This window comes from Anaerolineales bacterium (assembly GCA_015075625.1).
GTDB lineage: Bacteria > Chloroflexota > Anaerolineae > Aggregatilineales > UBA2796 > UBA2796.
The window spans coordinates 523,729-546,539 of the sequence record JABTTZ010000002.1 but is presented as its reverse complement, the minus strand read 5'-3'; the positions used below and the strand labels follow the sequence as shown (position 1 = coordinate 546,539).

Annotated in this window: 23 protein-coding genes and 1 tRNA gene; 11 read left to right on the top strand and 13 right to left on the bottom strand. The window is 56.8% G+C overall.

Going from position 1 to position 22,811, the window contains the following annotated elements; translation table 11 throughout:
* Position 1: 1 nt before the first annotated feature.
* From HS103_11010 to HS103_10990, 5 genes are all read right to left on the bottom strand, one after another.
* Positions 2-1,288, bottom strand: coding sequence for a hypothetical protein (locus HS103_11010; GenBank protein MBE7513324.1), 1,287 nt, complete (start codon positions 1,286-1,288; stop codon positions 2-4).
* 103 nt (positions 1,289-1,391) lie between these two features.
* The gene (locus HS103_11005; GenBank protein MBE7513323.1) at positions 1,392-2,858 is read right to left on the bottom strand and encodes an adenylosuccinate synthetase; all 1,467 of its coding nucleotides are present in this window, start codon (positions 2,856-2,858) and stop codon (positions 1,392-1,394) included.
* 3 nt (positions 2,859-2,861) lie between these two features.
* On the bottom strand, positions 2,862-3,146 hold the full coding sequence (gene hisE, locus HS103_11000; protein ID MBE7513322.1) for a phosphoribosyl-ATP diphosphatase: 285 nt from the start codon (positions 3,144-3,146) through the stop codon (positions 2,862-2,864).
* 8 nt (positions 3,147-3,154) lie between these two features.
* Positions 3,155-3,490: a phosphoribosyl-AMP cyclohydrolase gene (gene hisI, locus HS103_10995; protein MBE7513321.1), complete on the bottom strand. Its 336-nt coding sequence runs from the start codon at positions 3,488-3,490 to the stop codon at positions 3,155-3,157.
* A gap of 125 nt (positions 3,491-3,615) precedes the next feature.
* Complete coding sequence (locus HS103_10990) at positions 3,616-3,912, bottom strand: hypothetical protein (protein MBE7513320.1); 297 nt, start codon at positions 3,910-3,912, stop codon at positions 3,616-3,618.
* A 348-nt stretch (positions 3,913-4,260) separates the two neighbouring features.
* On the opposite strand from HS103_10990, the gene HS103_10985 reads away from it, so the two are divergent.
* The 4 genes from HS103_10985 to HS103_10970 all read left to right on the top strand — a co-directional run bounded on the left by HS103_10985 (position 4,261) and on the right by HS103_10970 (position 10,135).
* Positions 4,261-6,246, top strand: coding sequence for a hypothetical protein (locus HS103_10985; GenBank protein MBE7513319.1), 1,986 nt, complete (start codon positions 4,261-4,263; stop codon positions 6,244-6,246).
* Positions 6,246-7,097 carry a methyltransferase domain-containing protein gene (locus HS103_10980; protein ID MBE7513318.1) on the top strand — a complete coding sequence of 284 codons (852 nt, stop codon included), beginning with the start codon at positions 6,246-6,248 and terminating at the stop codon, positions 7,095-7,097. The genes HS103_10985 and HS103_10980 overlap by 1 nt, the downstream gene beginning before the upstream one ends.
* 106 nt (positions 7,098-7,203) lie before the next feature.
* Positions 7,204-7,890 (top strand): hypothetical protein, encoded by a 687-nt coding sequence (locus HS103_10975; GenBank protein ID MBE7513317.1) that lies wholly within the window; start codon positions 7,204-7,206, stop codon positions 7,888-7,890.
* Between the two features lie 88 nt (positions 7,891-7,978).
* Positions 7,979-10,135, top strand: a complete 2,157-nt coding sequence (locus tag HS103_10970) for a tetratricopeptide repeat protein (protein ID MBE7513316.1) — start codon at positions 7,979-7,981, stop codon at positions 10,133-10,135.
* Between the two features lie 131 nt (positions 10,136-10,266).
* Here HS103_10970 and rpsP read toward each other — a convergent pair whose 3' ends face one another.
* From rpsP to HS103_10950, 4 genes are all read right to left on the bottom strand, one after another.
* Complete coding sequence (gene rpsP / locus HS103_10965; GenBank protein ID MBE7513315.1) at positions 10,267-10,653, bottom strand: 30S ribosomal protein S16; 387 nt, start codon at positions 10,651-10,653, stop codon at positions 10,267-10,269.
* A gap of 44 nt (positions 10,654-10,697) precedes the next feature.
* Positions 10,698-12,068, bottom strand: coding sequence for a signal recognition particle protein (gene ffh / locus HS103_10960; protein ID MBE7513314.1), 1,371 nt, complete (start codon positions 12,066-12,068; stop codon positions 10,698-10,700).
* A gap of 441 nt (positions 12,069-12,509) precedes the next feature.
* The gene (locus tag HS103_10955) at positions 12,510-13,307 is read right to left on the bottom strand and encodes an SDR family oxidoreductase (GenBank protein MBE7513313.1); all 798 of its coding nucleotides are present in this window, start codon (positions 13,305-13,307) and stop codon (positions 12,510-12,512) included.
* A gap of 20 nt (positions 13,308-13,327) precedes the next feature.
* On the bottom strand, positions 13,328-13,702 hold the full coding sequence (locus tag HS103_10950) for a methylglyoxal synthase (GenBank protein MBE7513312.1): 375 nt from the start codon (positions 13,700-13,702) through the stop codon (positions 13,328-13,330).
* An 80-nt stretch (positions 13,703-13,782) separates the two neighbouring features.
* Between HS103_10950 and HS103_10945 the strand changes: the two genes are divergently transcribed.
* A tRNA-Val gene (locus tag HS103_10945) sits at positions 13,783-13,855 on the top strand.
* An 82-nt stretch (positions 13,856-13,937) separates the two neighbouring features.
* Here HS103_10945 and HS103_10940 read toward each other — a convergent pair.
* Together HS103_10940 and HS103_10935 are read right to left on the bottom strand one after the other, a co-directional pair.
* Positions 13,938-15,413: a glycogen synthase gene (locus HS103_10940; protein ID MBE7513311.1), complete on the bottom strand. Its 1,476-nt coding sequence runs from the start codon at positions 15,411-15,413 to the stop codon at positions 13,938-13,940.
* Positions 15,414-15,637: 224 nt separating this feature from the next.
* Positions 15,638-15,970 carry a hypothetical protein gene (locus tag HS103_10935; protein MBE7513310.1) on the bottom strand — a complete coding sequence of 111 codons (333 nt, stop codon included), beginning with the start codon at positions 15,968-15,970 and terminating at the stop codon, positions 15,638-15,640.
* Between the two features lie 95 nt (positions 15,971-16,065).
* Here HS103_10935 and HS103_10930 point away from each other — a divergent pair, with 95 nt between their 5' ends.
* The 5 genes from HS103_10930 to HS103_10910 all read left to right on the top strand — a co-directional run bounded on the left by HS103_10930 (position 16,066) and on the right by HS103_10910 (position 19,988).
* Positions 16,066-17,037, top strand: coding sequence for an aldo/keto reductase (locus HS103_10930; GenBank protein MBE7513309.1), 972 nt, complete (start codon positions 16,066-16,068; stop codon positions 17,035-17,037).
* 473 nt (positions 17,038-17,510) lie between these two features.
* Positions 17,511-18,272 carry a YebC/PmpR family DNA-binding transcriptional regulator gene (locus HS103_10925; protein MBE7513308.1) on the top strand — a complete coding sequence of 254 codons (762 nt, stop codon included), beginning with the start codon at positions 17,511-17,513 and terminating at the stop codon, positions 18,270-18,272.
* 7 nt (positions 18,273-18,279) lie between these two features.
* A complete protein-coding gene (gene ruvC, locus HS103_10920) occupies positions 18,280-18,777 on the top strand; it encodes a crossover junction endodeoxyribonuclease RuvC (protein MBE7513307.1) in 498 nt (165 codons plus the stop codon).
* Positions 18,774-19,121, top strand: a complete 348-nt coding sequence (locus HS103_10915) for a hypothetical protein (GenBank protein ID MBE7513306.1) — start codon at positions 18,774-18,776, stop codon at positions 19,119-19,121. The genes ruvC and HS103_10915 overlap by 4 nt, the downstream gene beginning before the upstream one ends.
* 93 nt (positions 19,122-19,214) lie before the next feature.
* Positions 19,215-19,988 (top strand): DUF2652 domain-containing protein, encoded by a 774-nt coding sequence (locus tag HS103_10910; protein ID MBE7513305.1) that lies wholly within the window; start codon positions 19,215-19,217, stop codon positions 19,986-19,988.
* Positions 19,989-20,030: 42 nt separating this feature from the next.
* Here HS103_10910 and HS103_10905 read toward each other — a convergent pair whose 3' ends face one another.
* Positions 20,031-21,194, bottom strand: coding sequence for a hypothetical protein (locus HS103_10905; protein ID MBE7513304.1), 1,164 nt, complete (start codon positions 21,192-21,194; stop codon positions 20,031-20,033).
* Positions 21,191-21,697 carry a cyclic nucleotide-binding domain-containing protein gene (locus HS103_10900; GenBank protein ID MBE7513303.1) on the bottom strand — a complete coding sequence of 169 codons (507 nt, stop codon included), beginning with the start codon at positions 21,695-21,697 and terminating at the stop codon, positions 21,191-21,193. The genes HS103_10905 and HS103_10900 overlap by 4 nt, the downstream gene beginning before the upstream one ends.
* A gap of 432 nt (positions 21,698-22,129) precedes the next feature.
* Between HS103_10900 and HS103_10895 the strand changes: the two genes are divergently transcribed.
* A complete protein-coding gene (locus tag HS103_10895) occupies positions 22,130-22,810 on the top strand; it encodes a toll/interleukin-1 receptor domain-containing protein (protein MBE7513302.1) in 681 nt (226 codons plus the stop codon).
* Position 22,811: the final 1 nt, after the last annotated feature.

Genomic DNA, 22,811 nt, shown 5'->3' with positions numbered 1-22,811 from the left:
TTTACTGCGCCTCATGAACGGTTAGGTTCTGGAAGTAGCCTTTTTCTGGGTCGGTGCTGTTGAACGAGCTAAAGACCAAGACGGGGAAAAATTCCGTCTGCGTGCTTAACTGGCTATGCTGCGCCGTGCCCACCAGCTGATTGTTGTAGTACAGTTGGAAGGTGTTCCCCTTTGCCACAATGCGCAGTTTCGCCTCTCCTGCTTGATTCCAATTGGGGAGCGCCGTCGCCCCGATGAGCGTCTCTTGGACGGTGGCACGCTCTTGGAAGGTAAAGGTGAATCTGCCTGTGCCGCGCACCTCAAAGAGGTAATAATACAGCTCGCTGCCATTTTTGTAGCCGCGCACACCAAGCCCATAGCTCCATTGCGTTGAGGTGGCGGTGGTCGCTGCCGTCGAAACCTCCACATCCACATCGCCCGGCAAAACAATGCCCGTCGGGTAGCTCCAACGCATGAAATTGGGCTTATTCACGCCAAAAACAAGCGTGTTGGCAATAATTTCAGCACTGCTATCCGAATTCTTCCCCACGATCCACTTGTTGGGATTCGCCTCTGGAAAGGTTTCACGGAGCAAGGCATTGCCCACAACGGTTTCTGAAACCGTCTCGTAAACGCGCAAATTGCTGTATTCAACCATGCTGCGGTTGGCGCTTTGGAACGTCCCCGCCATGAGACCGATGTAGGTTTCAGTGCTGAAATCCGTCCCTAAGGACGTATCTTCAAACGTGCCGACCACCTCCCCATTCACGGTGAAGGTGAAGCTATCCCCCTGAGCGCTCACCGAGAGGGCTTGAACGGACTTCGCGTTGAAGCTGCTCAACTTCCCACTGCGCACGCGGTCTGTATAGGATTCCAAGCCTTTGGTTCGGCGGCGAAATTCCCATGTCCCCGTGCCATTGATCCCAAAGTGATAGAGCGTGCTGCTGATGTTCTGCGAGCTTGCCCGCAGCAGGATAGCAGCATTCCACGCCCCATCATCCGGCACACCGACGGGGTTTAGCTCTACTTCAACAACGACATTGCGGGGGACAGTTACATTGGGAACAACCCACCCCGCCTGATTTGCATCGGTGATCGTCAGGCGCAGGACACCATCCCCTACCTTTAACTGGGTGTAATCGCCGGTGACCACCGTCCACCGCGCCAGATTGTGATCGAAGTTATCGGCATAGATCAAGTGCCGTCCGTCTTGCGCCTTTGCTGGCACGCCGACAGGGCTTGCCATCGCTAAGATAACGGCAAACCACACCATTATGTACATTGTCCGCCGTAGGATTTGCCTGTGCATCGCCTCGCCTCCACTGCTGGATAATCTCAGAAACGATTGTACCCCAAGAAAGGCTCACCCATAGGATACATGGGGTGGCGTTCCCTCATTTCAAACCTCTACCCTAGAACCATGTGATCAGGGCGTCCCGCTCCGCCCCCGTCGTCACCATAAGCGGTTGGACGGCTAACGCCCCGCACAGGAAGGCAATATACTGCATGGCGGCTTTAGGCAGCCCATCAAGGCGCTTTACGCCCGCAACGGCACTTCCCGCCCATGAGGGTAGTTCGCGGTAGATGGGCGTCACCCCATCAAGGTAGGACTGATCGGGACGGTAGCCAACACGCCTTCCCTGTTTATCAAGGTAGTGGGTGCAGACTTTAATCGGTAGCTCTGGATAGGCGATGTCCAAATGAGTGAGAATTAGGTGGCTTGCCCCGCCAACACGCATGAAAAAGCGCAAGCAGGGCAAATCGATATGGGCAATATCGCGGGGGCGGCGGGTGGTTGCCCCATATTCATGGGCGTCGTCACGGATGCGCCCCGCCAAGCCCGCCTCCATCATCGTGGGCAAGCGGCGCGTTCCCACACTCGAGGTATAGGTTGCCTTGATCACCGCTGCCCGCACGGCGATCTCGTGTGGCAATACGATTCCTTCCGTACTCCCCGTGATTCCCCCAAAGGTTGGATCGCTGGCGGTGATGTCTGGGTAGACGCCAAAACGGGAATCAAGACCCACCGCCTGCGCCCCTTCAAAGATCACCGGCGCATCACCCCTCCACCACGCTGCCACATCAAGGGCATCGTCACCCCCATACGCATCAATATAGGGCAGAAGCTGCGCCCGATAGGGGGCTAAACGGGCGAGGAACTCCGCCCGCGCTCCGACAGGAAGTGGAGCGCGGTGGAGCGCCGGCACATTGACCGTTGCCAGTTCGTGATCCAGCCCCCCCAAAAGTGCTGCATAGAGATCATAATGATGCCCTAAGCGTACCTCCCAGTCCTCACTGGCGAGATCACGCATACGCATGGCGTGGCGGTACAACACATCAGCATAGGCGGGCGATATGCCCCGTCCTGTTGCCCCCTGCCCGCCCTGTTCCGTCGTCTTGAGCGCCACCTCATAGGCGCGGTGGGTGTCCAGCGCCAAAACCGCCATCTCATCAATTTTGATCTGTGGGGGGTGATCGCGGAGGGACTCTAATTCCGCCACGAGATCGGCGGGGTGGATCACCATCCCTTTGCCCAACAAACCTACCGCGCCCGGATGAAGCGCCCCGGAAGGCAACTGATGAAGGGCGATCTTCTGCCTGCCAACAACCACTGTATGTCCAGCGTTTGCCCCGCCGTTCCAACGGTAAACGAGGATGGGGGTTTGTCCTGCTGCGGCAAAACGCGAACACAGAACATCGACAATGCGCCCCTTGCCTTCATCGCCAAACGCGCCGCCGCCAATGGCAACGCTGTTCGGACGCGCCCCCCTCGCTGGCTGGCGAAGGGGATCAACGGCTAGGGGACGATCCAGCCCATCAAGGTCGTTTTGTTCGTAAATCCGCGAAAAAAGGGCATCGAGATCAGGGTGAAAGGTCATCGTTTAATTTCCGTGCCGCCGTGCCAGTTCAGCCCGTATATCGTCGGGAGTTAAGCCCACCTGTGCCAGCAGCACAAGGGCATGGTAGGTCAGATCGGCAAGCTCGCTGATCAGCCGTTCGCGCCCCTGGCTGTGCGCAGCGATCACCACTTCTACCGCCTCCTCACCCACTTTTTTGGTGATCTCATCCAGTCCGGCGCTGAACAGTTGATTCGTATACGACCCCGCTTTAGGGGCAGCCTGTCGGTCTTTGATCGTTTGGAAAAGGCGTTCGATGGTATCCGCCACTGGTGTACTCAGTCTCCCTCGCTGGCGGCTTGGAATTCCGCCAAAGATCGGTAAAAACAAGAACGCTCCCCGGTGTGACAAGCAGGACCCGCCGGATCAACGATCAACAGCAGGGTATCCCCATCGCAATCGACGCGGATCAGTTTCACCCGCATCACATTGCCAGAGGTCGCCCCCTTGTGCCAGAGTTCCCCCCGGCTGCGACTCCAAAAAACCGCTTCGCCTTTCTCTTGAGTCAAGCGCAGCGATTCGGCGTTCATCCACGCCACCATGAGGACGGCGCCCGTCGCCGCATCTTGAACAATGGCGGGAATCAATCCCTGTGAGTCATAGGCGAGGTTCATACGGGAGATTTTAGAGGGAGCAGAGGCGGAAAACAATCCCAGAGGGTTGGGAAGATTCCCCAAGACACACCCAAACTTCAGGAGGGACGCGCTACAGCGCATCCCCGGCTATACACCTACCTCACCTACATCTTCTTAAAGACATCCGACGCCACAGCGGGCAGGACACCTTCCTTCAAGGGCGATGTTCCCACAACCTTCGCCACCGCCTCATCGCCGGGGAAGGACACCTTCGCCTTGTCAAAGCCTTCTGCCTCGCCGCTGAGGAAGGGTGTCAGGGTTGGCACAGCGTCGGAGACTTGTAGTAGATCGCTTCCATAAGCGCCACATTGTTCGCCGGAGATTGCCCGCCAATGCCGCGCATAAAGGCAAGGTGCCATAGCGCTCTGCTTCAACATGGTACGACGGGAAATCTTCGACATAGGTCTTTTCCTCCCAAAAGATCAACGAGAACACCCTGCACACTAACACAATACGTAGCTATGCGGAGTGTCTGTAAGGGAGTTGCGGCGGAAACATACCCACTAGATGGGTGTAATTCTAAAAAAGTAAAAAATAGCATACGAAATCCTGTAAACGAATCGGGCGACGTGTCCTACGCTATACTAACAACCTATTCGACACGCGACATCGGCGGGCGACGACAGGGGGTTGCCCCCACAAGAGCGCGACAATGGCATTTTCCAAGCCCCGCAGGGGCGTCTGATCTCAGCCCGCTGCTTTAGTGGCGGGCGCACTGCGTAGAATAGACGCGAAAGGATATATTCCTCATGCCCAATCTTCCCGTTCGGGAGATGGTACTCTACAAGCACGGTGTGGGCTTTTTCATCCGCGCCGGAGCGCTCACAGGGAATTCACTTACCCTCACCTTCCGTCAGGATGAGATCAACGACATCCTGAAAAGCCTGACGGTGATTGACAATGCCAGCGGGGAGGTGCGCGGAATTCACTACCAAACGCCAATGGATTACCAGACGCGCATGGCGAACACCTCGATGCAGTTGGGGGAGGATCAGGCGCTAGGGGATCTGATCAATGCCCTACGGGGGACTCTGGTTGACATTCAGGCTGTGGGCGAGTCCGGCACGGTGGAACGCGTGCGAGGGCGCTTGATCGGGATGGACAATCACGCCGAGATCATGCGCGAGACGAAAGGGACGGCGCGGATTTTAGTGCAAGGCGAAACGGATGCTGTTCATGTTCTCTACACTGCCGATCTGCGCTCGATCCATCCCTTGAATGAGGTGAGTCTTCATGATCTCGCCTATTTTCTCGACACACAGCAGCATGAAGATTCGCGGCGAGTTGTCCATGTTGCCCTTTCGGAAGGGGCGCACGATCTCGTTGTGCGCTACGTTGCCCCCAGTCCGGTCTGGCGCGTGAGCTACCGCTTTGTAGGCGAAACAACGCCAAACAGCGAAGGGGGCAAGGCGCTTTTGCAAGGGTGGGGCTTGTTTGACAACCGTTTTGAGGAAGATTTGGAGGATGTGCAGGTGACGCTTGTCGCCGGACAGCCAATTTCCTTCGTCTACGATCTGTATTCCTCAGAAATTCCCGAACGCCCCACCATCCGCGACGAGGCGCGGGTTGCCCCGCAGCCTGTTGAATTTCTCGCCAACGAGATGACGGCATTTAACGAACCTTATCAGGACGATGATGACCTTGTTGAGGCGCGATTGAGTCCGCCTATGGCAGCCAGCTTTTTCAGCGGTGGGGGAAAGGCGAAGCGCCAGTTTGAAGCCATTGATATGGCAAGCGCGGCAAAAGCCGCGCCCGCCGCCGCCACCGGCAAAGACGCCGGAGAATTTTTTCAGTATGTGGTAAATGTCCCCGTCAGCGTCAAGCGCGGGGAATCCGCTCTCGTCCCCATCCTCGGCACAACGCTGCGTTTCGAGCGCGAACTGCTTTACAACGGGGAAAAAGCAGCCCGCCACCCCGTCGCCTCGCTGCGCTTCAAAAACACCAGCGGCTTAACCCTCGAACGCGGTCCGATCACTGTGATCGTTGATGGCGATTATCAGGGCGAGGCAGTTGTCTCCTTTGCCAAAGCCGATGGCGAGGTTTACTTGCCCTATGCAGTTGAACTAGGGATCAGCATCACCGAGCGCTCTACGCCCGACATGGTGACGGAGGGGGTAATCCTTGAAGGGCTGCTGATTATCTTTCAGCAATACCAGACGGAGCGCGTGATCTATGTGATTGAGAACACAACCCCCAAAGCACGCACGATCACCGTTGAAGCGCCCATCCGCGCCGGATGGGAACTTTTTGAAACTCCTGTTCCCACCGTGACGACGGCACAAGAACGCCGTTGGCAGGTGCGCGTTCCGGCAGGCGGGGCGACGGAGTTCACCCGCAAAGAGCGATTCTTGCGCCAGCACAGCGTCGCCATCCGCAACCTAGAGGCGGCGAATCTGAAGCAGATTATCGAAAAGCAGTGGCTCAATGAAGCGACCAGCGGCGAACTGGGTCGGCTGATTGCCCTGAAGGGGGAGATCGAAGCGGCGCAAAAAGAGATTCAAAAACGGATGAAAACCCGCGATGAGCGCTACAAACAACAAGAGCAGTTCCGTGCTAATTTAGAGGTGTTGAAGGCAGAAGGTGATGAGGCATCCCTGCGCGGGCGTATCCTAAAGGGCTTGGAAGGCGCTCAGGACAAACTCGATGCGCTTGAAACTGAGATCGAGGCATTGAACGGGCAAATCGCCGCGGCAGAAGAAGGGATTAGCGCGATTCTAAAAGGGTTTGGTGGCTAATGCCTCTCATGCCTCCTTGCCCTCTATGCCAAAGCCCCCTCCAACCAGCGGGTGATGCGCCCTTCAATGTGGGGCGTTCAGAAAACTTTCGGACGCCTATACACTATTGCGCTGCCTGTCGGGTGTTCGTCCGTCAAATTGAGGAGGACACCCTCACCCGCCACTTTGAGGCAGCCAGTTACACAAACCCCGTCAACGAGGATCGATTCCGCGGGGGGCGCGTGACGTTTTTCCGCTACCTGCTGCGCCTTGTGATGCACCATCTGGATAAGCACTCAACACCCCTTACGCTCATTGATTTTGGCTCTGCTTATGGGCATTTGCTGGAGATCACCTCGGAATTCGGCGTGTGCAGTATTGGTATTGAGATCAACGCCGCCCTCGTTGCCGCCTGCCGCGAACGCGGACTGGAGGTTTACTCCCACTTGGCAGATATGCCCCCTGAGTTGAATGGGGCGGATGCGGTGACAATGATCGATTCGCTCTATTACCTTGCCCAACCGCACCCCGTTCTGGCTGCCCTAACCGAACGGCTGAAGCCCGGTGGGATCGTCGCCGCACGGGTGACCAACCGCCTTCCCTATGCCCGCTTGGCGCGGTGGCTGCGGCGGCGTGATCCAATGGCGCTCCTCGGCGATGCGACGATCAGTTATTCGCGGCGCGGAGTGCGCCGCCTTTTTGAGCGGGCGGGTTATCGCATCCTCAGCATCCTTCCTGAGGCAGGAACGGGCAAACGCAGCGAGGGGATCGCCGCCCTTGCCTATGGGCTGACAGGCATCCTTGCCCGCCTGACGGGGGGGAGGTTGCTGCTGACGCCGGGGATGATCATCCTCGCCCGTTGGGAGGGGTGAGCGCGGCATATATATTGCGAAACCTTTCACAAATCGGGATAATAAAGGGTAAGCTTGTGAATTATCAAATAACGCTACCTAACCAATCCGAGAAAGGGTTTCTGTTATGTTGAAACGCGCCTTTCGTGCTGCGTCCATAGCCTTTGCTGCCATTGTTCTAAGCGCTTGTGGAACGGCGGCAAAAACCGCCCCAGAATTTCCCTCTACGCCGGTGCGCCCCACCCGGCTGCCCGTGATCGTCCCCACTGCCGAGGGGCAAAGTCCAGCGACCCCAACGGCGGCTGCCCTCCAAGCGACACCGACGCCAACCGTCGTTCGCCAGCGCCCCACCCTAACACCCACGATGACGCTCATTGCCGCCTCCCCAACCCTCGCCCCCCCAACAGAGGCGCCCACCGCCCAACCAACCCGCGCCGCCAATGCCGAAGCGGGCAAGGCGCTGTTCATCAACCACATCAACGGCGATGAGTTGATCCCTACCTGTTTGTCGTGCCATATCATTGAGTCGGTATCCGAGGAAGAAGCCCTCGTGAAAGTTGGTCCGGCAATGATCGCATGGAAGGGCGAACCGGCAATTGCCATTCGCGCCCGAACGCGGGTTGCCAGCCAAACCCCTACCCAATATTTGCGGCTATCAATCCTTGCCCCAAACGATCATCTCGTCCCCAATGTGGAAGGACGCGCTCCCTATGGCTTAGGCGAGCAAAGCCTGATGTATCAGGACTATGCGGCAGTGCTTACTGAGGAACAGGTCAACGATTTGGTTGCCTACCTCTTGACCATTCGGGAGTAACCGACGCCGAAATCTGATATGATTCAGGGAGATATGTTTATACACACGTCCCAAATCGTCAGAACTATACGGTATAAATAGCTTTCGTATGACGCCACAAAATCCCTTTCAGCCGATTGTTCAAGCGATCAATCGCCTTTTTAATGGGGGGACACGGCTCTCCCCTCAAGACGCTGAACTCCAGCGCCACCTCCATCACGGGGATGACGCCCGCCGTCAACAGCATTTTGACAAGGCACTTGAACTCTATCATGAGGGGCTAACGCTTGCCCGCCGCTACGACAAACCCTTTGCCCAAAGCGCCTTTCTAGGGCAAATTGGGGCGCTGCACACCGCCCGCAAAGCCTATGAACAGGCGGAAGAAGCCTTTGCCGAGGCGAAGGCGCTTGCCGAGCGTTCTAACGATCCCTCGCTCATGGCGCGGGCGCTCTTGAATCAGGGGGCATTCGCCCTTCGTCGCGGCGACCTTCCCCAGGCACACAAACTGCTGAATGATGCCCTTGAATTCGCCCGCAAGGGCAATGACTCGCACGTGATTGGTTTGGCTTTGGGCAACCTTGCTGATGTTCACCTCAAAGAGGGTAACCCAACCTATGCCCTTCGGCTGCTGCGCGATGCCGTCCCACAGGCGATTAGCACCCCACAGAGCGCCTCATACCTCATCGGACGGATGGGGCAGGCGCATCTTCAGGTGGGGGAAAGCGATCAGGGAAAAAAGTTCCTTGCCCAAGCGACACAGCTTGCCGGGCAGCATGGGCAGTCCGAATTGGAACTTCTATGGGGGGTGGTCATGGCAGATCAACTCTACAAAGAGAACCGCCTTGAAGATGCCTTGACCATGTACGACATGGCGGAACAGCTTTCCACGCGCTTGGTAAACCCTCCTGAAGAATGGGATTTGCTGCGCAGTTTGCAACACCGCGCTGATGCGCTCTACCGCCTGAACCAAGCCGAAAAAGCCACCCAAACCGCAGAGCGGGGGCTAACCCTTGCGCGGGCGGCGGGTAACAAAGCGGCGGAAGCAAGCATCCTCATGACCCTCGGTGGGATTCACCAACTGATGGGGCGTAGCGAAGATGCCATCCAAGAATTCAACAATGTCTTGTCCCTTCTTTCCGATGGGGATCGCGTGGAGCAGGCACGGGCGCTGATCCAATTGGGAAGTTTGGAATCCGAGCGCGGCAATAACGAGGCGGCAATGGCGCACCTCCAAAAAGCGCTGACCGTCTCTGGCAGCGACGACCCCCTTGGGCGGGCGCACACCCTCCGCCGCATTGGGATGATTGTGCAGGGGGCAGAAATGCCCGAAAAAGCCCTCGAATATTGGTCAGAAGCGCTGACACTCTTTGAGAGCGTCGGAGATCACACCCAAGCGACACGCCTGCTATGCGATATTGGCACGATGCGCCGGGCAATTTCTGGCATCAACGCCGCTATGAAAGATTTTGAGCGGGCGACGGTCATGCTTAGCCATGTGAAAGATGCGGCGACGCGCGGCGTTGTCCTCTCCAACGTCGCAAATTTGTATACCGACCTTGGTGAGGTGGAAACGGCGCGATCCTTTTACAAGGAATCGATTGAACTTGCCCGTCAAACGACGAACCGCAAGGCGGAAAGCCTCCGGTTGGGGAATTTCGGGTGGCACTACATCATGACTGGCAACGCGCTGGAAGGGGCAAACCTTCTCGAAGAAGCCCTCATGATCTCGCGGGAGGTGGGCGATGCAAATTACGTTGCCGTCCAATTAAACAACCTCGGGTTGGCACACCACGAGATGCGCCACTATGACAAGGCAGAAGCGCTCCACCGTCAGGCGCTGACGATGATTGAGAGTGACTCCAAATGGGGGGGCTTGTTCCGCTCTAACTTAGGGCGAACCCTCTTGGCGCGGGGCAATGCTCAGGAAGCCCTGAGCGTCTTGACCGAAGGGTTGGCGATCAGCCGCAAGTACAGCGATAGAGAAACGATGACCCGCACTCTGGCACGTCTTGCCGATGTTCATCTTCAGATGGGCAACCTTGAGGAAGCGGAAAAACTCGCCGCTGAGGGGCAGCAGCTTGCCGGAAAACTCGCCTACCGAAAAGGGCAGGCAGATGCGCTGCTAGTACGGGCGGGCGTGGCAGCAAAACAGGGCAATAACGAAGGGCATACACGCTTTTTGCGTGAGGCACAGCGGCTCTATAACATCCTTCATGACCCTATCGCGGAGGATTTGGCGCGGACGTTGAAAATGACAACGGCATAGGGGCAGGCGATTGAATGGGCGGGCGACCATGTGGAGGTCCGCCTCTACGGGGTGCAGAGAAACGGGCTGATCTCAGCCCGGCGCTTTTGCGCCGGGGCGACAGTTCCAACCCCACACAATAGCCGTCGGGGTTAGGCTTTCAAGACCTTTGGCTTGGCGGCAACTGCCGGGGCGGGCTTGCGCGTCTTGGCAACGACGGGCGGACGCTTGGCGGCTTCGGCGGCGGCTTCCTCAACAAGGGTTGCCATCGCCTCACCCTTCCGCAAGCGCTCTAACCGTGCCAGTGTGCCGTTGTTCTTCAGCAGCCGCTCAACGGCTTCGCTCGGCTGTGCGCCATTGCTCAGCCAATACAACGCCCGATCTTCCTCAAAATTCACCGTTGAGGGTTCGGTACGGGGGTTATAGAAGCCAATCACTTCAATATACGCGCCATTGCGGGGGCTTTCTTTTTCCGCCACGACGATCCGGTAGCTTGGCTGTTTTTTCAGCCCAATACGACGCAAACGAATACGAACCAAGGTCAAGTCTCCTATGTATGTCTGGAAAAGGCAGCGGCAGCGGGTTAATTTCGCCCACCACCCCCTAGCAGGCGGCGCATATCCATGTTGCCGCCCTTGATCATTTTCATCATGCGCTGCATTTCTTTGAACTGCTTTAACAGCGCGTTGATTTCTTGGATGCCCTCTAACTCGCGCTCCGGCTTTTTCGCCGTGTTCACATAGCCCGCCCCCCGTGCGATGCGTTTCTTGCGCTTCGCATCTAAAAGTTTTGGGTTACGCCGCTCCTCTATCGTCATGGAGCAGATAAGCGCTTCGATTTTGCGAAAGGTGAGATCGGCTTCCTCGTTATTGATTTGATCCCTCAGCCGCCCCATGCCAGGGATCATCCCCAACAGCGAACTGATCGGACCCATCTTTTTCACCTGCCGCATCTGCTGGAGAAAATCTTCGAGGTTGAATTCTGCCCGAAGGAATTTTCGCCCTAGCCGTTCCGCCTCTTTTTCATCGAACGCCTCTTGCGCCTTTTCGATCAGCGACATGACATCGCCCATGCCCAAGATGCGATCCGCAAGGCGATCCGGGTGAAAAACTTCCAGCGCGTCAGTCTTCTCGCCAACGCCCATGAACTTGATCGGGACGCCCGTCGCCGCCCGCATGGAGATTGCCGCCCCACCGCGTGCGTCGCCATCCAGTTTCGTCAAGATCAGCCCTGTCACGCCGATGCGCCCATGAAAGCCCTCGGCAATTTTCACCGCTTCTTGCCCGGTCATGGCGTCTGCCACCAGCAGAATTTCAGCCGGCTGCGTCCGCGCCTTGATCTGCGCCAGTTCGTCCATGAGACGGTCATCAATTTGCAACCGTCCGGCGGTGTCAATGATCACGACGCCCGCGCCTGCCTCCCGCGCCGCCTTCAGCCCTCGTTCGGCAATCTCCGGCGGGGTTGCCCGCGTCCCTTCCTCATAGACAGGGACATCCAACTGCTTGCCCAATGTTTTCAATTGGTCAACAGCGGCAGGACGATAGGTATCAGCGGCAATCAAGTAGGGGCGGCGTCCGTCTTTGCGAATACGGACAGCAAGTTTCGCGGCGGTGGTCGTCTTGCCCGATCCCTGAAGCCCCACGAGCATGATCACGCGGGGGGACGGTCCATTCAGGTTCAGTTTGCCCGGTTCGCCAAGAGTCGCTAGAAGTTCTTCATGAACGATCTTGATCACCATCTGTCCGGGTTTCAGCGCTTTCAGCACCTCTGCCCCAACAGCGCGTTCCTTCACGCGGCGGATAAAATCCTTTGCCACAGCAAGGCTAACGTCCGCTTCCAGCAGCGCCAAACGCACCTCGCGCAGCGCTGTATCGACATCCCCTTCAGTGAGGACGCCGCGCTGTGCCAGACGGTCAAAAATGGTCTGAAGTTTGTTGCTGAGGCTTTCAAACATGATTTTAGGGTTTCCCTACCGCGTCCGCGCATTGTAGTGGAGAACCCGCCTGCCGTCAAGAATCGGACGAAAGTTTGGCTGCCCACCAAGAACGATTAGCCTCCCCGCACCCCTGTAGGGACGCCCTACAGAGCGTCCGCGCCGATGATCCCCCCTCCTCGGTAACCAGGTCAATAAAGTGGCATGAGCGGTGGTGCGTCCAACGGCTTGAAACCGACCGCTGCGCTGCAAAGCGCTCACGGGCATCCCCTTAGGCGTTACGCACTTGCCCTCATCCCCCCCGCGACCTGCCTTCGGTGCGTACCTGCTCCCACTGGGAGAAGGGGAAATCCATTTTTCGAGGGGGCTTCCCCCTCAAGCTAGCTCTTTCGATCAATACGGGGTAAACACGTTCAACTAGGTAAGTCCTATTCGTCGTTGAAGTTGCAGCGGACACTGCCCTTAATGGGCAAACCAGATGCTCGCCCCACCATCAACGACAATCGACTGTCCGGTGATATAGGTGGACATGGGCGACGCCAAAAACAGAACCACCTGTGCAATCTCCGTTGGATCGCCCAACCGCCCCACGAGGATAGAGCGGGCGATCTGACTGTAATCGCGGACGAACGATCCTTCTGAGGCGGCGCTCATGTCTGTGTTGATCGCCCCCGCCGCAATGTCGTTCACCAAAATGCCGTAAGACGCCCATTCCAGCGCCATGTTCCGCGTCAGTTGGATTAGCCCCGCCTTCGCCGCTGAGTACACCCCTTTCCCCTTCAGGGCAAACTGCCCCAAATTCGAGGAAATGTTGATGATCCGTCCCCATTTTTTCGCCATCATATCGGGGACAATCAGGTTGCACAGGCGGCTAATCCCGATCAGGTTCACCTTCAGGACGTTCAGCCATGCCTCTTCCTCCGTTTCCAGCAAATCCCCGGTGGCATTCATCGCCGCGTTGTTGACGAGAATATCAATGCCCCCAAAGCGATCACGGGCGCTCTCCAAAATGTGCCAGAACGCCGCCGCATCGCCCACATCCGCCTGCGCCACGATGGGCTTCCGCCCATAACGATCCTCGTACCGCGCTGTCGTGCTTTTCACGTCGATGTTCCGGCTGCACAGGATCAGGTTGGCGCCCGCCGCCCCCAAAAGTTCCGCTGTCGCCGCGCCGATCCCTCGGCTTGCGCCCGTGATCAGCGCTGTCTTGCCCGACAGATCGAGCATGGAGTGAATCAATTTTTCGGTATTTGCTGTCATGGTGATTTATTGAGTGCCTGTTAGAGTGCCTTCGTGCCAATGATAAAGGCTGCTGTCGCCGGGTTCGTCGCCAATGGCACGTCATGGACGTTGCAAATGCGCAGCAAGCCTTGAATGTCGGGGTCGTGCGGTTGGGCGGCAAGCGGATCAATGAAAAAAAAGACCGCTTCAATCTTGCCCTCTGCCACCATCGCCGCGATTTGCGCATCGCCGCCTCGCGGTCCCGAGAGCATCTTTTGGATGGTCAGCCCCGTTATCGCCTCGATCCGTGCGCCGGTTGTGGCGGTGGCAACCAGTGTGTAGCGGGCAAGTTGGTCGCGGTGCGTCTTAGCAAACGCCTCCATCTCGTCTTTTTTGCCGTCGTGGGCGATCAGGGCGATTGATTTGGTGGGCATAGCGATTTGAGCCATCCTTGTGATGCATCCTGATCCAACTTGACGGCGTTAACGGGCAATCGTATAATGCAGGGGTGTACGGACGTTTAGCTCAGTTGGCAGAGCATCTCGTTTACACCGAGAGTGTCGGGGGTTCGAGTCCCTCAACGTCCACTCCCCAAACAAACTCGCCATATGATGCAGCTTATTTAACGGCGTTAACTTAACACCGTTAAGCGAGTGGCGGGATAGGGTGTTAGCGGTGTTTCGCCATCGCCCGTTCATAGACGGCAATGTATTCCCCGGCACTTTTGTCCCAACTGAAATCCATCGTCATGCCGCGCTGCTGCATTCGGGCAAATGCCTTCGGGTTGTTGCGGTAGGTGGTCACTGCCCACCGCGTGGTGTTCAGTACGGCATCAGGCGTTTCCCACAGAAAGATAAAGCCCGTCCCTTGCGCTCCATCCCCACCGTCGTAATTTTGGACGGTATCCGCCAGCCCGCCCGTCTCCCGCACGATGGGCAGTGAGCCATAGCGCATCGCCAACATCTGACTCGTCCCGCACGGTTCGTAGCGGCTTGGCATGAGGAACAAATCCGTTCCGCCATAAATGCGCTGGGCGAGGATGCCGTCATAGCCGATGATGGCGCGAAGTTTGTCGGGGAAGCGGTTATCCAGCAGGCGGAACTCATATTCTTGGGCACTTTCGCCGCTGCCCAAGACAACGACCTGAATATCATCTTCTGCCAGCATCGTCCACAGGGCAGGAAGGGCTAGATCAAAGCCCTTTTGTGCCGTCAGACGGGAGACAATCCCGATGAGGGGGACATCGGGGCGGATGGGTAAGCTCAACTGGGCTTGGAGCGCTGCTTTGTTCAGCGGGCGCTCTTTGGCAACACTTGCCGCGCTGAAGTGATGGGGGAGCGCCGGATCGGTAGCGGGGTTGTTGCGTTCGGTGTCCAAGCCGTTCAGAATGCCGATCACATCGTCGGTGTAGTTGCGAACTTTGACAATGCCTTCCAAGCCCTCACCGAAGCGCTCATATTGAATCTCAAGGGCATAGCGCGGGCTGACCGCCGTGATCACATCGCTATAGGCAAGCCCAATGGCAAGCAAGTTATCGCTCTTGTTTTGGTAGAGCAGGTCGGGGTGTTGGGCGGGGGGAATACCTGCATCGGCAAGGAAGGGTCCCGCGTAGGGACCTTGGTAGCCCATGTTATGGATGGTGAGGACGCTGCCCATCTCCCGCCAGGCGGGGTCGCCTCGGCTGGTGCTGAGCAAGAATGACGCCAACGCTGTGTGCCAATCGTGAATGTGAATCACATCGGGAAACCATGGACGTGTGCCGCCCGCACCATAGCGAAGCTGCCACGCGAGGGATTGAACGAGTTCACCGAGGTGAATAAAGCGCTGGACATCCCACGCCCAATCAGTGTAGAGCGAGCCACCCTGCCCAAAAAAGGGAAAGGTTTCGACAAAATAGTAGGGAACACTGTCGTAATAGGTGTGGTGGACGTGAATATCGGCAACGCCGCGCCGCCGAGGGTGACGGAAGGAAAAGGCGTAGTCGATCCCATATTTGGCGCGGGAAATTGAGCCGTGCAGCGGCATCATCACCCGCGCATCAACGCCTTGCTTGCGGAGGTATTTTGGCAGACTTCCAACTACATCGGCAAGACCGCCGGCTTTGGCAAAGGGGGCGGCTTCTGCCGCTGCAAACAAGACATTCATAATTGCAGTACCCTCGCTGATTGGACTGCAATCAGCCTGCTTACAAGAAGTTACGGGCTGAGTTGTTTTTTTAGTTCACGACGACAGCCTGCCCCATCAACAAGTATAGCCTGATGAGGGGGACTGTCAACCAATCATGGCGAAATCGCTTTGAAAAATGAGATACGACAGACCTTCTCGGTGGTGGGTGGGTTTGGCTGCCCACCCTATAAGGACACCGCCGTTTAGAGATCGTCGTCGTCGTCCTCGTCGTCATCGAAATCGTCGTCGTCATCGAAATCATCGTCGTCATCATCGAAATCGTCATCGTCATCGAAATCGTCATCGTCATCGAAATCGTCGTCGAGGTCGTCGTCATCCTCATCGGCATCATCATCATAGGCGCCGGATAGGGCAGCAAAAACAGGCTTTAGAGCCTCCTCCTCCAGGGCATCGAGCCATTCTTGAAGGTCGGGGGCGTCAGCGGCTGCCAACAGGCTGCCCACTTCGGCATCCCCATGCGAGAATGGTTGCGAATCGCCCCTTCCGAAACGGTCTGCGGTATAGTTCGCCGTCATGTGTACTTCAAGCCCTTTCTGAATGTGCGCATCGTGGGCATTTTAACCGCACTTTCTTTTAAGCGTCAACCAACAAATGAGGGAGTTTTTCAGCAATGCGTTACCGGACATTTGGACGAATGGGCTGGCAGGTCAGCGAGATGGGCTATGGAATGTGGGGAATGGGCGGTTGGACGGAATCGGACGACGCTGAATCGTTGGCATCGTTGCGCCGTTCGGTGGAGTTGGGTTGTAACTTTTTTGATACCGCCTTTGCCTATGGCGAAGGGCATAGCGAGGGTTTGCTAGGGCAGATTGTGAAGGCATACCCCAACCAGACGCTCTACACGGCGACAAAAGTCCCCCCGAAAAATAGGCAGTGGCCCGCCCGTGCGGACTATGCTGTTGAGGAAGTCTTTCCCTACGATCATATCGTTGCCTACACCGAAACATCCCTGAAAAACATGGGCGTTGAACACATGTCCCTAACGCAGCTTCACGTGTGGCATGACAACTGGGCGAGCGATGAGGGCTGGCAGCGTGCCGCCCAAGACTTAAAGGCAGCGGGGAAGATTGCCGCCTTTGGGATCAGCGTCAACCGTTGGGAGCCGGAGAACGTCTTGAAGGCATTGGAAACGGGCTTGGTCGATGCCGTACAGGTGATCTACAACATCTTTGACCAGAACCCCGAAGATGCGCTCTTTCCAGCGTGTGCGCGGCACAATGTGGCGGTTATTGCCCGCGTGCCGTTTGACGAGGGCAGTTTGGTAGGAACTCTGACGAAAGAGACAACCTTTCCAAAGGAAGACTGGCGCAGTACCTATTTCGTGGCAGAAAACCTGATTCCCACCATAGAACGTGTGGAGGCTCTGCGTCCGCTTGTGCCAGTGGGCATGACAATGGCGGAGATGGCGCTGCGGTTCATTTTGGCGAATCCGACGGTCAGCACGATTATTCCGGGGATGCGCAAGCTGAAAAATGTGGAGGCAAACTGCGCCGTGAGCGATGGAACGGCGCTGCCAGAAGCGCTGATGGCGGAACTGCGGAAACACCGATGGGTGCGGCGTCCTACCCATTGGTCGGATTAGGGAAGGGGTCGCTCACTGCTAAAAGGCTTGTCCGGTAACCAGGGTCTGTTGAGGGTGTGATCCCTATAGGAGCGCAATGCTTGCGCTCATCGCCGCCCGTGAGCGCCCGCCGCTAAAGCAGGGGGCTAGGAGTAACCACCCCTTCGGGGCTTGGAAACCCTCCCCCCCACCACCTCGTAAACTAGAGACAGGGACTCTCTCCCCCTTTCCCTGCAAGCGGGGAAAGGCGACTGCTGCGCAGTAACCGGGGGGGATAGGGGTTCTGAACCAAAACCGTCAACACCGCCAAGTTGGTCACTTTTGAGGGTTACCCTTTTTAGTAGATGTTCCTTTTTCTAATTGCGGACACGTCTTGAAGCCCCCACGCCTATGGTTGGACAACCTTTTGCCGCTTGCTAGGCGGGAAAGCCGTCAGGTATAATTTAGCGACTACGCGAAAAGACCCCCCGTTTCCAAGAGATGGAGATTCCCTTATGTCTGGTCATAGCAAGTGGTCAACAATCAAACGCAAGAAGGGCGCTTTGGATGCCAAGCGCGGCAAACTATTTACCCGCTTGGGGCGTGAAATCACCATTGCTGCGCGGGAAGGCGGCGGCGGCAACCCCGACATGAACCCCCGTCTGCGCCTTGCTGTTCAAAAAGCAAAGGCGAGTTCGATGCCCAAAGAAAACATTGACCGTGCCATTGCACGCGGCACGGGCGGCGGGGATGATGGCGTCGTTATGGAAGAACTGACCTACGAAGGCTATGCGCCGCACGGGGTCGCCGTCCTGATCGATGTCCTGACGGACAACCGCAACCGGACGATCTCGCAAATTCGCGCTGCCTTCACCCGTTCTAACGGTAGCCTCGGCTCGGAAGGGGCGGTCTCGTGGCAGTTTGATCGCAAGGGCTATGTGGAGGTCACTGCTGAGGGGGTCGACTCTGACGAATTGTTCCTTGTGGCGGCGGATGCTGGCGCTGATGATGTTGTCCCGGGCGAGGAGACGATTACCGTCTATACCCCACGCGAATTGCTGCGTCCGGTAGAAACTGCTCTTGCCGAACATGGCTATCCCGTCACCGATTCCGGCTTGTCCTGGGTGGCGAAAAACGAGATGGATTTGGACAAAGACGCTGGTGTGCAAGTGATGGGCTTGCTGGAAAAACTGGAAGAATTGGACGATGTACAGAACGTTGCCAGTAACCTGAGTATCTCTGAAGAAATGGCAAAAGCTCTCGAAGCCGAGTCTTGATTCGGGCATGATCATTTTAGGGATTGACCCCGGCACGGCGACGACAGGCTACGGAATCATCCGTGAGGACGAACACGGCGATCCCGTTGCCGTTGCTTATGGGGTTATCACCACCCCGCCAACGGAGGCGATGCCCAAACGCCTCCAACACATTTACCGTGAGGTGACGCGCCTGATTGCTGAACACAATCCCGATGAATTCGCCATTGAGGAGATGTTTTTCGGGAAAAACGTGACGGCGGCTATTACCGTAGCCCAGGGGCGGGGCGTAGTTTTGCTGGCAATGGCAAACGCCGGAAAGATCATCCGCCCCTATAAACCAGCGGAAATCAAACAGACGATTGCTGGCTCTGGCAACGCCGCAAAACCCCAAATGCAAGAGATGGTACGCACGCTCTTGAACTTAGAGAGCATCCCCAAGCCGGATGATGCCGCCGACGCGCTCGCCATTGCCATTACCGCCTTGCAAAGTGCGCGTTGGGAGCGCCTCACCGGGGAGGGATGATCCCCTACCTTACCGTTCTCATCATCTTTTTAGGTGCCCCTGTCGTTATGCTGGCGCGGGCGCTACGTCCCTACCTATGGATCGGCTTTTACCTGCGCCTTACGGGTATTGGTTTTCCTATCCTTGCCTATGCCCTCCTCATTGATAACCTTGCCTATGCCGCACGGCTTGCCTATTCCAATCCAACGCTTGTCATAGGGCTTGCCTTGCTTTACCTTCCGGTGGAACGTTACTTCGCCTTTGGGCTGCACATCCTCTTTGTCTGTTTACTCACAGTTGGGGTCTGGCGTTGGGCATATCCAAATGATTTTGGTTCGTCGGATGAAGGAGATCAATTCGAGTAAACGCCAAAACTCATCCAGAATCCATCGCACTCTCGTATAATTGTCTATAAGACACATCCAGTGTCGGTGAGACCGTTTTGAGGGGATGGATTCATGTCGATCAATGTGCAACATATGGCGCTTGTCATCGCCGATATTAGCGGCTATACGCGCTTTACAAAATATCACTCCATGGCGCTTCTCCATGCCGAACAGATCATCTCCGATCTCATTGAGGCGGTGATCGATTCCTCTGACCATCCGCTGAAGGTAAACAAACTGGAAGGGGATGCGGTGTTTTTCTACGCTGAGTCGCAGGGGGACAATTACGCCCTATGTGCCGCTGTCAAAACACAGGCGGTCAAATTTTTTGAGGCGTTCCAAGCGAAAGCAGAGGAGGTTTTGCGTAACCCTGTCTGCTGGTGCAGCGCTTGTCAAAATGCAGGGGAACTTCACCTGAAGGTGGTTGCCCATTTTGGCGAAGTTGCCATGAAAAAAGTGAAAACCTTTGAAGAATTGGCGGGCGAACCGGTGATCCGCCTCTACCGCTTGCTGAAAAACAGCCTGAAAAGCTCCGAATACTTCATGATGACCAATGAGTTTCACCGTTTGGCAGGGGATGTAGGCGATATGCGCCGCGAATCGCGGACGGAAAACGCCGAGGGAATCGGAGCGGTGAGCGTACAGGTTTTTTATCCACAAGGGCAGATTTTGGCTGATGTTTCCGCCGCCCCCAAAGCGGGATGGGGTAAACGCCTTGCCCAATATTGGCGGGTGAACTGGTATGCGATCTTGCGCTTTTTCCGTTTGCGCCCGAAGCAAACCTTTGCCCACTTGCCCTACAAGACGGCACAGACGACCCAAACGGTGGAACTTCCGAAGGTTTAGCGGGGCAGACGCCCCCAGGGGGTGTCTGCCCGCCCGCACTCCTCAGCGGGCGTCTACCATTGCCGCATCAAGGACTTGCCCCCGAATGTATACCCTGATTCGTGTCTTAAACAGGAATATCCACACGAGGCACGTCCCTGTCAGGAATATCTCTAGTGCCACAAAATTAAGTGCGCCCAGGATAAACAAGACGACGATCAGCACGCAGATTCCGCCAAAAATGAGCGAGAGGGTGTCGAATTCGTGAGGGAGCATGGGGACAACGCGAGAGACGCTGAGCATGAGCAGGACGATCAAGCTGACCATGCCGTTTGCCGCCACCTGATGGAGAATATCGCTGACAACGGTCACCGCGCTTGGAAACAAGCCAATCCCGCTGAGGCAAAGGCAGATCGTGTACAACCACACCCGCACGAGATCGAAATTTCGGGTGGGGAAGCGTCCGGCATCGCGCAGGACACGCAGTTCGTTGGCAATATCTACGGCGACGGAGAGCATGAGCATCCCACCGAGGATCAAGCCCATGTTGAAGAACATCGCCGCCCCATTGTCATGCCCCATAAAACTAAGGGAATTTTTCCACCATTCTCGATCCGCCGCCGTCATTGCCCCCACCCCAATGCCGACGAGGATCATCGCGATGCTGATCCGAAACACTTGATCCGTCGTCACGGTGACGATCCAATAGGAAAGCCCAAACCCCAACGCGCCACTGTAAACAAGGGCAATCAGCCAGACGGTTAGGCGCGTCAGCGTAACACCGGGGAACATGTTTTCCAGCAGCCAGATTGCCAGAATACTTGCCCCAAACGCCAGCAGTCCAACCGCCACTGCCACCCCCAGACGTCCGATGTAGTTTCGGCTGCGGGCGGCGGCTTCCCGTTCGACAGGGCTAAGGTCTTCGTCAAATTTCACCAGCCGTCGGTAGCCAAAGACAGGGGCGACCATTCCCACCAACAGGGAGATTGCGGCGATCACCACCCCGATGCTTTCCGGCGAATCAGCAACGACGAGCGGCACCGGATCGGTGTGGGTTGTACTGAACAAGGCAAAGGCAAGCCCAATCAGCGCCGTTAGCGCGGCAACCAACCCCGAAAAGCGCACACGCCTCTGTTCATAGCTCCGGGCGTGTGTTGCTTGCACTTGCGTGGCGGCGGTAGGTGGGGGTGGTGCGATCACATCGGGTGGGGTTACGCCCTCCGTCATGAGGCTTCCCCTTTCCCGGTCTCCAAGCGATTCCAATAAAGTTGTTCGCGGATGCGCAGATCGGTATTGCGGATTTTCATCGCCAGATCAATGGCAAGGTTGCGCATCAGGCGGTAGCCCAGCTGCGGGTAGGTTTCGCACAGCAGCATCAACTTATCGCGGGGGACAACGATCAGGCGCGTATCGTGGGCGGCGGCACGTGCGCCAGCAGAACGCACCCCTTCATCGACAAGGGAGATTTCCCCAAAAGATTGCCCCCGCCGCAAGGTGGCCACCTTGTATGGCTCGCCCATACCCGCCTTGCCAACGAGTGCCGGATCAATGTCAATCTCAACCTCACCATCAACGATCACGTAAAGTTCTTTGCCGGGGGTTTGCTCTTTGAAGATGACCTCCCCCTGAGAATATCTCCGCTCCTCGCAAACCCCGGCGATCAATTCGATCTGGGTGGGAGTCATTTCGTAGAAAATATCAGCGCGTTTTAGGAGTGTCCCAATCGACATAACGAGTACGTCCCCCCTAGGGGCGTGAATACATGGCGTCGGGAGCAATCTTACCCTTTTTGGGGAGCGGTGGTCAACCTCGGCATCGGGGCGACCCTCTCGCCGCGTAGGGAAATCGTCACGCAGATGATATACTTAGAACCTGTCCGTAAATTCGGGTTTGGCTGTAATCAGGGCAGTGCTAAGAAAGATACTTTTGGCAAGCACCGCATCTTTCCCTCAATGCCATCACCAAAAAGGGTGGTGAGGGACGCTGCCCCTCACCGGAATGATTCCCCCTCCCCGCTAGGCGGGAGAGGGGGTGAGGGTTTGCCCTAAACCTTACCTATAATTTACGGATAGACACTTAGGTCAATAAGCGTGGCGGGCAACCACACCGGGTCGCCTCTATGGGGATGCGGTAGGGAATTTTCCACACCACAAGGGGCGAACATGGTTTCAGACGACAATTTGATCTCCGATATTTCCGATGATGACGAGGACGAGACGCCCATCGAGGGTTACTGTGTGCGCTGCCGAGCGATAGTAGAGATTGAAGACCCACAGCCCGTGTGGACAAGCAAGGGCGCACCCGGCACGCGGGGGGTGTGTCCCGATTGCGCCTCAACGGTCTTTCGGATGGGGATGACTGATGCCCACCGCACCCTAACACGCCCCAGCGCCATTCGCGTTGAACCGCTCACAAAAGTGGCAACCACCGGACGCAGACGGACACTGCCCGCCACCTATATCAACCACACCCCCGCCGATGCCCCTTTTGCCCAGAAATTAGCCGCCGATCTTCAACAAGCGGGGATACACACCTGGATTGAGGCGAACGAAGCGAGCGAAACGCCAACGCCTGCCATTCAATGGGCGGCGGGCGTTCACCCCGCTCTGAACGATTCGGCGCGGATGATCCTCATCCTGTCTCCGGCGGCACTTAGTGATGGCAAGGTTACCGGGGCGTGGGAATTCTTCAGACGGCAGAAAAAACCGATCACCATCGTTGTTTTAGCGGAAGCAACCATCCCCGACGATTTACGCCGCTGCCCGCGCATTGTTTTTGCCGAAGGCGACCCACGCACACAACAAAAAGCCTTTCACGAGTTGATCAGCGCCTTAGAATCCTGAT

What these genes read in the sequence shown, in the direction of transcription:
- HS103_10940 (MBE7513311.1), bottom strand. Translation starts at nt 15,413, where the DNA reads ATGAATGTCTTGTTTGCAGCGGCAGAAGCCGCCCCCTTTGCCAAAGCC.
- HS103_10935 (MBE7513310.1), bottom strand. Translation starts at nt 15,970, where the DNA reads ATGACGGCGAACTATACCGCAGACCGTTTCGGAAGGGGCGATTCGCAA.
- HS103_10980 (MBE7513318.1), top strand. Translation starts at nt 6,246, where the DNA reads ATGCCTCTCATGCCTCCTTGCCCTCTATGCCAAAGCCCCCTCCAACCA.
- HS103_10985 (MBE7513319.1), top strand. Translation starts at nt 4,261, where the DNA reads ATGCCCAATCTTCCCGTTCGGGAGATGGTACTCTACAAGCACGGTGTG.
- HS103_10900 (MBE7513303.1), bottom strand. Translation starts at nt 21,697, where the DNA reads ATGTCGATTGGGACACTCCTAAAACGCGCTGATATTTTCTACGAAATG.
- HS103_10915 (MBE7513306.1), top strand. Translation starts at nt 18,774, where the DNA reads ATGATCCCCTACCTTACCGTTCTCATCATCTTTTTAGGTGCCCCTGTC.
- ffh (MBE7513314.1), bottom strand. Translation starts at nt 12,068, where the DNA reads ATGTTTGAAAGCCTCAGCAACAAACTTCAGACCATTTTTGACCGTCTG.
- HS103_10990 (MBE7513320.1), bottom strand. Translation starts at nt 3,912, where the DNA reads ATGTCGAAGATTTCCCGTCGTACCATGTTGAAGCAGAGCGCTATGGCA.
- ruvC (MBE7513307.1), top strand. Translation starts at nt 18,280, where the DNA reads ATGATCATTTTAGGGATTGACCCCGGCACGGCGACGACAGGCTACGGA.
- HS103_10930 (MBE7513309.1), top strand. Translation starts at nt 16,066, where the DNA reads ATGCGTTACCGGACATTTGGACGAATGGGCTGGCAGGTCAGCGAGATG.
- HS103_11010 (MBE7513324.1), bottom strand. Translation starts at nt 1,288, where the DNA reads ATGCACAGGCAAATCCTACGGCGGACAATGTACATAATGGTGTGGTTT.
- HS103_10975 (MBE7513317.1), top strand. Translation starts at nt 7,204, where the DNA reads ATGTTGAAACGCGCCTTTCGTGCTGCGTCCATAGCCTTTGCTGCCATT.
- HS103_10950 (MBE7513312.1), bottom strand. Translation starts at nt 13,702, where the DNA reads ATGCCCACCAAATCAATCGCCCTGATCGCCCACGACGGCAAAAAAGAC.
- HS103_10895 (MBE7513302.1), top strand. Translation starts at nt 22,130, where the DNA reads ATGGTTTCAGACGACAATTTGATCTCCGATATTTCCGATGATGACGAG.
- HS103_10905 (MBE7513304.1), bottom strand. Translation starts at nt 21,194, where the DNA reads ATGACGGAGGGCGTAACCCCACCCGATGTGATCGCACCACCCCCACCT.
- HS103_11005 (MBE7513323.1), bottom strand. Translation starts at nt 2,858, where the DNA reads ATGACCTTTCACCCTGATCTCGATGCCCTTTTTTCGCGGATTTACGAA.
- HS103_10910 (MBE7513305.1), top strand. Translation starts at nt 19,215, where the DNA reads ATGTCGATCAATGTGCAACATATGGCGCTTGTCATCGCCGATATTAGC.
- HS103_10970 (MBE7513316.1), top strand. Translation starts at nt 7,979, where the DNA reads ATGACGCCACAAAATCCCTTTCAGCCGATTGTTCAAGCGATCAATCGC.
- hisI (MBE7513321.1), bottom strand. Translation starts at nt 3,490, where the DNA reads ATGAACCTCGCCTATGACTCACAGGGATTGATTCCCGCCATTGTTCAA.
- HS103_10955 (MBE7513313.1), bottom strand. Translation starts at nt 13,307, where the DNA reads ATGACAGCAAATACCGAAAAATTGATTCACTCCATGCTCGATCTGTCG.
- HS103_10925 (MBE7513308.1), top strand. Translation starts at nt 17,511, where the DNA reads ATGTCTGGTCATAGCAAGTGGTCAACAATCAAACGCAAGAAGGGCGCT.